This window comes from Mycobacterium sp. IDUB_19 (assembly GCF_055419445.1).
On sequence record NZ_JBVAXR010000003.1, the window covers coordinates 18,961 to 31,262 of the forward strand.

Annotated in this window: 8 protein-coding genes; 6 read left to right on the forward strand and 2 right to left on the reverse strand. The window is 68.5% G+C overall.

Annotated elements, in window-relative coordinates:
• Nucleotides 1–45 precede the first annotated feature (45 nt).
• On the forward strand, nucleotides 46–2,502 hold the full coding sequence (locus tag ACZY0B_RS03820) for a [protein-PII] uridylyltransferase (RefSeq protein WP_463762664.1): 2,457 nt from the start codon (nucleotides 46–48) through the stop codon (nucleotides 2,500–2,502).
• Nucleotides 2,503–2,509: 7 nt separating this feature from the next.
• Here the strand turns inward: ACZY0B_RS03820 and ACZY0B_RS03825 are convergent, their stop codons facing one another.
• Nucleotides 2,510–4,240 (reverse strand): DEAD/DEAH box helicase, encoded by a 1,731-nt coding sequence (locus tag ACZY0B_RS03825; protein WP_463762665.1) that lies wholly within the window; start codon nucleotides 4,238–4,240, stop codon nucleotides 2,510–2,512.
• A 156-nt stretch (nucleotides 4,241–4,396) separates the two neighbouring features.
• Entirely contained in the window at nucleotides 4,397–5,203 is an 807-nt protein-coding gene (locus ACZY0B_RS03830; protein ID WP_463762666.1) for an alpha/beta hydrolase, read from the reverse strand.
• Between the two features lie 150 nt (nucleotides 5,204–5,353).
• Between ACZY0B_RS03830 and ffh the strand changes: the two genes are divergently transcribed.
• From ffh to ACZY0B_RS03855, 5 genes are all read left to right on the forward strand, one after another.
• Nucleotides 5,354–6,919 carry a signal recognition particle protein gene (ffh, locus tag ACZY0B_RS03835; protein ID WP_463762667.1) on the forward strand — a complete coding sequence of 522 codons (1,566 nt, stop codon included), beginning with the start codon at nucleotides 5,354–5,356 and terminating at the stop codon, nucleotides 6,917–6,919.
• A 13-nt stretch (nucleotides 6,920–6,932) separates the two neighbouring features.
• On the forward strand, nucleotides 6,933–8,012 hold the full coding sequence (locus ACZY0B_RS03840) for a metal-dependent hydrolase family protein (RefSeq protein WP_463762668.1): 1,080 nt from the start codon (nucleotides 6,933–6,935) through the stop codon (nucleotides 8,010–8,012).
• A 65-nt stretch (nucleotides 8,013–8,077) separates the two neighbouring features.
• A complete protein-coding gene (locus tag ACZY0B_RS03845) occupies nucleotides 8,078–9,802 on the forward strand; it encodes a serine/threonine-protein kinase (RefSeq protein ID WP_463762669.1) in 1,725 nt (574 codons plus the stop codon).
• Between the two features lie 65 nt (nucleotides 9,803–9,867).
• Nucleotides 9,868–11,691 carry an N-acyl-D-amino-acid deacylase family protein gene (locus ACZY0B_RS03850; RefSeq protein WP_463762670.1) on the forward strand — a complete coding sequence of 608 codons (1,824 nt, stop codon included), beginning with the start codon at nucleotides 9,868–9,870 and terminating at the stop codon, nucleotides 11,689–11,691.
• 7 nt (nucleotides 11,692–11,698) lie between these two features.
• On the forward strand, nucleotides 11,699–12,301 hold the full coding sequence (locus ACZY0B_RS03855) for a TetR/AcrR family transcriptional regulator (RefSeq protein ID WP_463762672.1): 603 nt from the start codon (nucleotides 11,699–11,701) through the stop codon (nucleotides 12,299–12,301).
• The last annotated feature ends 1 nt before the right edge of the window (nucleotide 12,302 follow it).

Below are 12,302 nucleotides of genomic sequence, written 5' to 3' on the forward strand. Positions count from 1 at the left end.
CGCTAGCCGCAAGTTGACGGTCCAGCCCGAGCGGGCCGGGAGGTTATGAAACCGAACGAGCCCGACCGGGAATCTGGAGCGGACGCCGCGCACGCAGAAATCGCTTCCGGGGCAAGCGATTTAGCTGCTGCGCGGCGTACGCTGCTGTCTGAGGGCAGCACACTGCATGCGGCCGAGCTGCGGCACGCTTGGCTGGAGCTACACGAGTCGTGGTTGACCGCCAAGGCCGACGAGATCGGCGTCACCGACACCAGTGAATTCGCGATCGTCGGCGTCGGCGGACTCGGTCGCCGCGAGTTGCTGCCTTACTCCGACCTGGACTTGATGTTGTTGCACGACAACGTGTCTGACGATGTGCTGCAGCGGGTCGCCGACGGGCTGTGGTATCCGTTGTGGGACGCCAACGTTCGGCTCGACCACAGCGTGCGCACGGTGGCCCGGACGCTGAGCGTCGCCAACGGTGACATGATCGCCGCCCTGGGCCTGCTGGACGCCCGCCACATTGCCGGCAACGCGGAGCTGTCCGAGGAGTTGATCGCCGGCGCAAGAAAGCAGTGGCGCACCGCGATTCGTTCCCGGATGAACGAGCTGGAGGAGATGACGCAAGCCCGGTGGCTGCGCTGCGGCCGGATCGCGCAGCGCGCCGAGCCGGACCTGAAATCGGGCCGCGGTGGCCTGCGTGACGTCCAATTGCTCGATGCGCTGGGCGTCGCCCAACTCATCGACCGACGCGGGATGAGCCGCCCGGAAAGCCCCGGGGGTTCACTCGACGACGCCTACCTCACGCTGCTCGACGTGCGCACCGAACTGCATCGGGTGTCCGGCCGCGGACGCGATCAGTTGCTGGCTCAGTTCGCCGACGAGATCAGCGCCGCGTTGCACCTTGGTGATCGTTTCAGTTTGGCGCGCAGGCTGTCTGATGCCGGCCGTACCATCGCGTACCACTCTGAAACCGGGTTGCGGACTGCGCAGAACGCGTTGCCGCGACGCGGCATCTCGGCATTGGTGCGGCGCCCGAAGCGGCGGCCGCTGGACGAGGACGTCGTGGAGTATGACGGTGAAATCGTGCTTGCCCGCGAGGCCCAACCCGGACGCGATCCCGGACTGGTGCTTCGGGTGGCCGCCGCCTCGGCCCACACCGGCCTGCCCATCGGGGCTGCCACGCTCAGCCGGCTGGCCACCAGCGTCCCGGACTTGCCGACACCGTGGCCGCGGGAGGCGTTGGACGACCTGCTGGTCGTGCTGCTGGCCGGCCCCACGATGGTGAACACGATCGAGTCGCTGGACCGTACCGGCCTGTGGAGCAAGCTATTTCCCGAATGGGACGCCGTCCGCGATCTTCCTCCGCGCGACGTCTCCCATGTGTGGACGGTGGATCGTCATATCGTCGAGACCGCCGTCAATGCGGCCCCCCTGACGACTCGCGTCGCGCGATCGGACCTGCTGGCACTGGGCGCGCTGCTGCACGACATCGGCAAGGGGCGCGATGTGGACCATTGCGTGTTCGGGGCCGATCTGGTGCTTCCGATCGGCGAAAGGCTGGGGTTGTCGCCGAAGGACATCGACACGCTGGCAGGCATGGTCCGCCACCATCTGCTACTGCCCATCACCGCCACCCGAAGCGACCTCAACGACCCGGCGACCATCGAGTCGGTGTCGGAGGCCTTGGGTGGCGACCAGCAACTGCTGGAGTTGTTGCATGCGCTGGCGGAGGCGGACTCGAAGGCGACCGGGCCAGGGGTGTGGAGCGACTGGAAGGCCTCCCTCATCGAGGACCTGGTGCGCCGCTGTCGGATGGTGATGGCAGGTGAGCCGCTGCCGGAGGCCGAACCGACTGCGCCACACTATCTTTCACTGGCGGCAGACCACGGCGTGCACGTTGAGATCAAGCCGGGGGAGCGGGAGCGTCTGCATGCGGTGATGGTCGCACCGGACGAGCGGGGCTTGGTGTCGAAAGCCGCGGCGGTGCTGGCATTGAACTCGCTGCGGATCCACTCGGCGACGGTAAACACTCACGAGGGCGTCGCGGTCACCGAATTCGTGGTGTCGCCGCTGTTCGGTTCTCCGCCCGAAGCGGGCCTACTGCGCCAGCAGTTCGTCGGTGCGCTGGCCGGCGACATCGACGTGCTCGCCATGGTGGAGAAGCGCGCCGGCGAGGCCGCGAGTTCGGCGTCCGCGCGGGCGGGGGAGGTGCAGGTGGGTGTGCCCGTCACGCGTTCGACCGCACCGCCGCACATCCTGTGGCTGGAGACCGGGGCCGACGGCCAGCTGGTCCTCGAGGTCCGCGCGGTGGACCGGCCGGGCTTGCTCGCGCTGCTGACCCGCGCGCTGGAGCGGACCGGCGCCGACATCGTCTGGGCCAAGGTCAACACATTCGGGTCGACGGCGGCCGACGTGTTCTCGGTGGTGCTGCCCGGGGACGGCGACGAGGGTGCGCGCGCCGACGTGGAGAAGCACCTACTGGCCGTGCTGAGCGCTCCGGGCGACGACGCGATCGGCTAGGCGTCTACTACGCCAGCTCCGAATTCAGTTGCCGCAGGGCCACAATGCGGTCCTTCAGCTGGTCGCGGGTCGCGGCCGCGATCGGCGGACCGCCGCAGCGCCGGCGCAGCTCGTTGTGGATCCATCCGTGCGGCTTGCCGGTGCGGTGATGGGCGACCGACACCAGACTGTTGAGTTCGCGGCGCAGCTCGCGGAGCTGACCGTGCATGGACCCGGGCGCCGACGGCACCGGTGCCGCGTGCCCGGACGCGGCCCGCTTCTGGAGCTGCTCGTCCTGGCGCCGGTGCAGCAGAGCCCGCATCTGGGTGGCGTCGAGCAATCCCGGGATGCCGAGGTAGTCGGCCTCCTCGTCGCTTCCGGCCGCGGCGGCGGTGCCGAACGAGGACCCGTCGAAGATGACCTGATCCAATTCGGCGTCGGCGCCCAACGAGATGAAACCCTTTTCCAGTTCCGTCTTTTCGTCTTGCGTCTTGACGGCCGGGTCATCGAGCAGCGGGTCGTCGAGGGATTCGCGGTGCGGCTCGCCGAGTACGTGGTTGCGCTCGGCTTCCAACTCGCTTGCCAGCATCAGCAGGTTGGGCACCGACGGCACGAAGATGCTCGCGCTCTCGCCCGGCCGTCGTGACCGCACGAAGCGCCCGATGGCCTGTGCGAAGAACAGTGGCGTCGAGGCGCTGGTGGCGTAGATCCCGACCGACAGCCGGGGGACGTCGACACCTTCGGAGACCATCCGCACCGCGACCAGCCAGCGAGTGCCGCTGTCGGCGAATTCGGAGATCCGGGCCGACGATCCCGGATCGTCGGAGAGCACCAGCGTCGGCACTTCGCCGGTGAGCTTCGTCAGCAGGGCGGCATACGCGCGAGCCGCGGTCTGATCGGACGCGATGACCATGCCGCCGGCGTCGGGCACATGCACGCGCTTCTGGCGCAGCCGCTGATCCGCGGCGGTGATCACCGCGGGCATCCATTCGCCCGCGGGATCCAGCGCGGTGCGCCACGCCCGCGCGGTCTGCTCGGCCGACAGCGGCTCGCCCAGTCGCGCCTCGTGCTCTTCGCCGGCGCTGTCGCGCCAGCGCGCCTGCCCCGAGTAGGCGAGGAACACCACTGGCCGTACCACGCCGTCGGCGAGCGCTTCGGCGTAGCCGTAGGTGTGGTCGGCCTGCGAACGGCGCACTCCGTCGGCACCCGATTCGTAGGTGACGAACGGGATGGGGCTGTCGTCGCTGCGAAACGGCGTGCCCGTCAAGGCAAGTCGGCGGGTGGCATCGCCGAAGGCTTCGCGAATGGCGTCGCCCCAGGTCTTGGCGTCACCGCCATGGTGGATCTCGTCGAAAACGACCAGGGTCTTGCGCTGCTCGGTGCGCACCCGGTGCAGCGTCGGATGCGACGCGACCTGGGCGTAGGTGACCATGACGCCGTGATACTCCGACGAGGTCGCCGCGCTGGTATTGGAGAACCTCGGGTCCAGGAAAATGCCGTACCGCAGCGCGGCCTGCGCCCACTGCACCTTGAGGTGCTCGGTGGGCACCACGACGGTGATCTGCTCGACGGCGCGACTGCCCAGCAGTTCGGCGATCACCCGCAGCGCGAACGTCGTCTTCCCGGACCCGGGAGTGGCCACGGCGAGGAAGTCGCGTGGCTCGGCGGCCACGTACTTCACCAACGCGCGGCGCTGCCAGCCTCGCAGCGGCGCAGTGTCGACTCCAACGCTCGCGTCGGCGGCGTTGACCGGCTGCATCGACACAGCTCCCCTCCGGCGCGCGGTTGGCAGGTCGCGCCCATTCAACAAGATTTAGGTCCCGGCCCGCGATGCTAGCCGGTGTGACGGCGGGTGTGAAATGTAGCATGACAACGCTTTTCGGCGCTGTAACGACTCCAAAGAGACGGGGCCGGGTTATCCCGAAAGCTGTGTCGGGCTCGCCAAGTCGCGGGTCTGCAGCCACGCGTTTATCCGCTCGGCGACGTCGGTCCAGCCCGGTTCGAGCATCATGTTGTGGCCCATCGCGAAGAACTCCGGCTCGGTCGCATACGCGCGTGCCGTGGCGCGCACCTCGTCGACGCTGACGAAGCCGTCGTAGAGGGCGCCGAGGACCAGAATCGGCGTCCTCACCCGCCGGGTTCTGACGCGGCGCACGATCGGATCGGTCATGGCGGCGCGAACGCTCTCGGCCCCGGCGCGTCGCCTACAGGATTCGACGATGGCCTCGGGCGTGTCGGCGCAGAACAGGTAATCGCGGGTCAGCTCCGGGGTGGCGAGGAATTTCAGCAGCGTGGGGTCGCTCCAGGCTTCCAGGGTCATCGACGGTCGGCGGCGCCAGACGCGTATCGCCAAGGTGAGCACGCCCTTGGGCGGCACGGAGCCCAACAGCACCGCGGCCGGGGCGCTGTGCTGTTCGAGGTAGCGCTGGATCACGAAGCCGCCCAGCGAATGGCCGATCAGCACCGGTTCGCCGCCCAGATCGTCGGCCACCGAGCGCAGATCGTCCATGTAGTCGGCGACGGACACCTTGGTCAACGGCTTGGCTGTCGGGCTGCTGCCGTGGCCGCGCAGGCTGATCGAGACCGCGCGGTAGCCGGCGTCGGCGAAGTAGTCCAGGAAGTGGTCGTCCCAGCACCAGGCACCGTGCCAGCCGCCGTGCACGAAGAGCAACGGCACGGGATGGTCGGAGCTGCACGATCCTTTGTCGATGACCTCGAGCATGAGCTGACATTTGCTGGCCGCGGCCGCGGCGTCAAGAGGGCCGCACACTCGCGCCGGTGGGGGCACCCGCCGGCTCTCCACTAGACCTGATGAGTGGTGACCCGCTGCGCCCGACTGCGTCGCGCTGGCGATCACCACTAGGCTGGCGGGGTGTTTGAATCGCTGTCCGACCGGTTGACCGGTGCCCTGCAGGGGCTGCGCGGTAAAGGTCGACTGACTGACGCCGACATCGATGCCACCACTCGCGAAATCCGCCTCGCGCTGCTGGAAGCCGACGTATCGCTGGCCGTCGTGCGGGCATTCGTCGGCCGGATCAAAGAGCGCGCTCGGGGCGCAGAGGTGTCCGGTGCCCTCAACCCGGCGCAGCAGGTCGTCAAGATCGTCAACGAAGAACTCGTCGGCATCCTCGGCGGCCAGACCCGCCAGCTGGCGTTTGCGAAGACACCGCCGACCGTGGTGATGCTCGCCGGCCTGCAGGGTTCCGGTAAGACCACGCTGGCCGGGAAGTTGGCCGCATGGCTGCGCGGCCAGGGACACACGCCGCTGCTGGTGGCCTGCGACCTGCAGCGTCCCGCCGCGGTCAACCAGCTGCAAGTGGTCGGCCAGCGGGCCGGGGTGCCGGTCTTCGCGCCGCATCCCGGAGAGTCGCCGGAGTCCGGCCCCGGTGACCCGGTCGCCGTCGCGTCGGCCGGACTCGCCGAAGCCCGCGCCAAGCATCACGACGTCGTCATCGTCGACACCGCCGGCCGGCTGGGCATCGACGACGAGCTGATGAGCCAGGCCGCCGCCATCCGGGACGCCGTCGATCCCGACGAAGTGCTCTTCGTGCTCGACGCGATGATCGGTCAGGACGCGGTCACCACCGCCGAAGCATTCCGGGAAGGCGTCGGCTTCACCGGCGTGGTGCTGACCAAGCTCGACGGCGATGCCCGCGGTGGTGCCGCGTTGTCGGTCCGCGAGGTCACCGGCGTACCAATCCTTTTCGCGTCCACCGGCGAGAAGCTGGAGGACTTCGACGTCTTCCACCCGGACCGGATGGCCAGCCGCATCCTCGGCATGGGCGACGTGCTCAGCCTGATCGAACAGGCCGAGCAGGTCTTCGACGCCGAGCAGGCCGAGGCCGCCGCCGCCAAGATCGGCACCGGCGAGCTGACCCTCGAGGATTTCCTCGAGCAGATGCTCGCGATCCGCAAGATGGGGCCGATCGGCAACCTGCTGGGCATGCTGCCCGGCGCCGGGCAGATGAAGGACGCGCTGGCCGAGGTCGACGACCGGCAGCTCGACCGGTTGCAGGCCATCATCCGCGGCATGACGCCGCAGGAGCGCGCCGACCCCAAGATCATCAACGCCTCGCGGCGGCTGCGCATCGCCAATGGTTCGGGCGTGGCGGTTTCCGAGGTCAACCAGCTGGTCGACCGCTTCTTCGAAGCCCGCAAGATGATGTCGTCGATGCTCGGCGGCATGGGCATCCCGGGCATGGGCCGCAAGTCGGCGACGCGAAAAGCCAAGGGCGCTAAAGGCAAGAAGGGCAAGAAGGGGGGACGCGGTCCGACGCCGCCGAAGGTCCGCAATCCGCTGGGCGCCGGCATGCCGGGCATGGCAGGGATGCCGCCGGGGTTCCCCGATCTGTCACAGATGCCCGAGGGCCTCAACGAGCTGCCGCCCGGCCTGGCCGACTTCGATCTGTCCAAGCTGAAGTTCCCGGGCAAGAAATAGCCGCACGGTGCCGATGCACGTGCGAGGTCGGGGGTTACCCGACGAGACCTCGGTCGAACTGTGGATCGTCGACGGCCACATCAGCACCGAACGGGTTGCCGGGGCCGAAACCGTGTTCGGGGCTTCTGGAGGCGGCTGGATCCTGCCCGGGCTGGTGGACGCCCACTGTCACGTCGGGCTCGGCCACCACGGCGAGATCCCGCTCGACGACGCGATCGAACAGGGCGAGACCGAACGCGATGTCGGCGCGCTGCTGTTGCGCGACTGCGGCTCACCCACCGACACCCGCAGCCTCGACGACCGCGAGGACCTGCCCCGCATCATCCGGGCCGGAAAGCACATCGCCAGGCCCAAGCGCTATCAGGCGGGCTTCGCGAAAGAGCTCGAAGACGAGTCCCAGCTGCCGGCCGCGGTGGCCGTGGAGGCGCAGCGCGGTGACGGCTGGGTCAAACTGGTCGGCGACTGGATCGACCGCGGCGCCGGCGACCTCGCCCCGCTGTGGTCCGACGACGTGCTCAAGGCCGCGATCGACACCGCACACACCCACGGTGCCCGCGTCACCGCCCACGTCTTCAGCGACGAGGCCATGCCCGGGCTGATCAAGGCCGGCATCGACTGCATCGAACACGGCACCGGGCTCACCGACGACACCATCGCGCTGATGCTCGAGCATAAAACCGTGTTGGTCCCCACCCTGATCAACATCATCGACAACTTCCCGGGCATCGCCGACGCCGCGAAGCGGTACCCGAGCTATGCCGCGCACATGCGCGATCTGTACGCGCGCTGCCCCGAGCGGATCGCGGCGGCCGCGGATGCGGGCGTGCCGATCTATGCCGGAAGCGATGCCGGCACGATGATCGCGCACGGCCGGATCGCCGATGAGGTCGAGGCGCTGGCGGGGATCGGGATGAGCCCGACCGACGCGCTGGGGGCGGCGTGCTGGGATGCCCGCCGCTGGCTGGGCCGGCCCGGCCTGGAACACGGGGCGCCCGCTGATCTGGTGTGCTATTCACAGGACCCGCGCCACGGTCCCGGTGTGCTGAGCCAACCCGACCTGGTGATCCTGCGCGGCAACATCTTTCGGCCCTGAAGCAGGGCTAGCGCCGGCCGGGCGCCTGGTAAGCGGGGCATCGCGGCGGCGGATAGAATGAGCCGATGGCGTTGGCCAGCGGCGCGGTTTTTGCCGGATATACCGTCGCTCGAAGGCTCGGATCCGGGGTGACTGGAGATGTCTACCTTGTCCAGGATCCGCGTTCGTCGCGCTGGCAGGCGCTCAAGGTTCTTTCGCTGACGTTGTCCTCGGACCGTCAGTTCCGCCGGGATTTTCTGTCCGAGACGTCGACCGTCTCGAGCCTTCATCACCCGAACATCGTGGCTGTGCACGACCGCGGCGACTTCGACGGACAGCTGTGGATCGCGATGGACTACGTGGAGGGCAGCAACGCCGCGCAGTTGTGCAAGGACCGATTCCCGGCGGTGTGGCCCGTCGGCGAAGTCCTGGCCATCGTCACCGCGGCGGCCGACGCGCTGGACTACGCCCACCAGCGCGGATTGCTGCACCGCGACGTCAAACCGGCCAACATACTGCTGACCAGCCCGGGAGAGGGCGAACAACGGATTCTGTTGTCGGACTTCGGGGTAGCCCGGCCACTCGGCGAGCACTCGGGCGTGGTCGGCTCCCATGTGCCGGTCGGCACGGTCGGCTACGCCGCGCCCGAACAGTTGATGGGGGCTGACGTCGATCGGCGCGCCGATCAGTATGCGTTGGCCGCCACGGCATTTCACTTGCTGACGGGCGCACCGCCGACCGAATATCTCAACCCGGCCGCGGCGCTGCGCGAGTTGCTCACGGATCCGCCGCGCAAGCTCAGCGACCAGCGCCCGGAATTGGCGCAGCTGGATCGGGTGTTCTCGCGGGCGCTCGCCGAACGACCCGTCGACCGGTTCGCGAGCTGCCGAGAGTTCGCCGACGCCGCCAACGAACTGTCCGCCGTCGAAACGGGAGATCGCAGCCCCGATGCCGTTCTGGTGCTCGATTACCCGGCCTTCGGGTGGCCCGGCGACGAGGACACTGCGAGTACCGAACCGGACCGCGGGGCACTAGCCGATGCCGACGCACCGGTCAGCCTGCCGACGAAGCGTCGGCCCCGCAAGATCGTGATCGGCGCGGTGGTGATCGCGGTGCTGATCGGGCTGTTCGCCTTCGGCATCATCACCGGGCGGAAGATGGAGTCGACTGCCGCGCGGGCGGCCAGCACCCCATCGAGTGCGCCCGCCCCGGCCGCCGCGCTCCCACCGCCGAGCGCGACGTCGGGTCCGCCCGCCGCGCTGGAGGGCACTTATCGCCTCGAGGTCGAGCGGTCCAAGCAGACTTTCGATTACACGCCCAGCCCGCAGCCCCCGGACGTGACGACCTGGTGGGCGTTCCGCTCGTCGTGCACGCCGTCGTACTGCTCGGCCGCCGCGATTCTGCTCGACGACAAGGATCACACCCAGCCGGCCCTGACGGGCGCTCGTCCCGTCGTCTTCCGGTTCGACGATGGTCAATGGCAGTCGCGTCCGGAAACGGTGCCGTTTGCGTGTGTGGGAGCAAACGGTATCGCCAAGTCGCAGACCACGGTGCAGACGCTGGTGCTGCGGCCCAACCCGCAGGGCGATCTTGTCGGCGAGATGGAGCTTGTCGTGCAAACCGACGAGTGTGGCCAGCGCGCGTCGGTGGTCCGGGTTCCCGCAAAGCTGAGCCGGACCGCCGACACCCCACCCGGTGTCTACGTGCCGGACCCGGTCACCGTCCCCGAAATCGCCGGCGCCCAGACCGCCGTATCCCCGACCCCCGGCGCCTCGAAGCCGTCCGGGACGCCGTCCAAGCCGGGTGGCTGACCCGCTTAGCGACCTGACCTGCACCGTTGCGTGTTTCAGAAAAAGATTGCGAGCGCTCACTATCTATGATAGGTTCGCTGCAACCGATCGACCTGGAGGCGACAGTGACTTACGACGTGATCATCCGCGACGGATTGTGGTTTGACGGAACCGGCAGCGCGCCGCATACCCGCACGCTGGGCATCCGCGACGGCGTGGTGGCCACGGTGTCGGCCACCCCGCTGGACGAGACGGGCTGCCCCGAGGTGATCGACGCGGCGGGCAAGTGGATCACGCCCGGCTTCCTCGACGTGCACACCCACTACGACGCCGAAGTGCTGCTGGACCCCGGCCTGCGCGAGTCGGTGCGCCACGGCGTCACCACGGTGTTGCTGGGCATGTGCTCGCTGTCGACGGTCTACGCCGACTCCGAGGACGCCGCCGACCTGTTCAGCCGGGTCGAGGCGGTGCCGCGCAAATTCGTCCTCGGCGCGCTGGAAACCAACCGGACGTGGAGCACCGCCGCCGAATACATCGCGGCCATCGACGCGCTGCCGCTCGGCCCGAATGTCAGCTCGCTGCTTGGTCATTCGGACCTGCGCAGCACGGTGCTCGGACTCGAGCGCGCCACCGACGCCGCCGTCAAGCCCACGGCCGCCGAGCTGGAGAAAATGGCGACGCTGCTCGACGAGGCGCTCGAGGCCGGGATGCTCGGCATGTCGGGCATGGACGCGGCGATCGACAAACTGGACGGCGACCGCTTCCGGTCGCGGGCGCTGCCGTCCACCTTCGCGACCTGGCGGGAACGGCGCAAGCTGATCAAGGTGCTGCGCAAGCGCGGCCGGATCCTGCAGAGCGCGCCCGACGTCAACAATGCGGCGTCCGCGCTGCTGTTCTTCTTGGCCAGCAGCCGGATATTCAATCGGCGCAAGGGCGTTCGGATGAGCCTGCTGGTGTCCGCCGACGCCAAGTCGATGCCGCTCGCGGTCTACGTCTTCGGGCCGGCAACTCGCCTGGCGAACAAGATCCTGGGCTCCAGCGTGCGGTTCCAGCACCTGCCGGTGCCGTTCGAGTTGTACTCCGACGGAATCGATCTGCCGGTCTTCGAGGAGTTCGGCGCCGGTACGGCCGCCCTGCACCTGCGTGATCAGTTGCAGCGCAACGAGTTACTGGCCGACGAGGCCTACCGCCGCAAGTTCCGGCAGGAGTTCGACCGCATCAAGCTCGGGCCGTCCCTGTGGCACCGTGACTTCCACGACGCGGTCATCGTCGAGTGCCCCGATAAGTCGTTGATCGGCAAGAGCTTTGGCGCGATCGCCGAAGAGCGCGGACTGCACCCACTCGACGCGTTCCTCGATGTGCTGGTCGAAAACGGTGAACGCAACGTGCGGTGGACGACCATCGTTGCCAATCACCGGCCCAAGCTGCTCAACGCGCTCGCCAACGAGGACAGCGTGCACATGGGCTTCTCGGACGCCGGTGCGCACCTGCGCAATATGGCCTTCTACAACTTTCCGATCAAGCTGCTCAAGCGGACTCGCGACGCCTATCGGGCGGGTGCGCCGTTCATGTCCACCGAACGGGCGGTGCATCGTTTGACCGGCGAACTGGCGGACTGGTTCGGCGTCGACGCCGGAACCCTGCGGGAGGGCGACCGGGCGGACTTCGTGGTGATCGACCCGGCCGGCCTGAACGACGAGGTCGACGCCTATCACGAGGAAGAAGTGCCCTTCTACGGCGGCTTGCGGCGCATGGTCAATCGCAGCGACGGCGCCGTCGTCGCGACCGGTGTGGGCGGCGCCGTGGTGTTCCGCGCGGGTCAGTTCCGCGACGGCTACGGACAGACGGTGAAGTCCGGCCGCTACCTGCGGGCGGGTCAGCGCGCGCAGCGCTCGGCTGCACTGGTCTGAGCGCGACATGGCCAGAACCCAGCAGCAACGCCGTGAGGAGACCGTCGGGCGGCTGCTCGAGGCGTCCATCGCCAGCATTGTCGAGGTCGGATACGCGCGGGCATCCGCGGCCGTGATCACCAAGCGGGCCGGGGTGTCGGTCGGCGCGTTGTTCCGTCACTTCGAGACGATGAGCGACTTCATGGCGGCGACGGCATCGGAGGTGCTGCGCCGGCAGGTGGAGTCGTTCACCAAGCAGGTCGCCCAGATTCCGGCCGACCGGCCGGCGCTGGAAGCGGCGCTGACGATTCTGCGGGACATCACCGGCGGCTCCACGAACGCGGTGCTCTACGAACTGATGATCGCCGCGCGTACCGACGAGAAGCTTAACGCCCATCTGCGCGACGTGCTGGCGCAGTACACGGCGAAGATCCTCGACGCCGCGCGTGCGCTGCCGGGAGCCGAGGCCGTCCCGGCGGAGACGTTCCCGGTGCTGGTGGCGTTGATGACGAATGTCTTCGACGGCGCGGCGATCGTGCGCGGGATCTTCCCGGAACCGGATATCGAGGAGCAGCGAATCGCGTTGCTATCCGCGCTGATAACCGGTCTGGTCCCGAACGAGGACTCCTAGC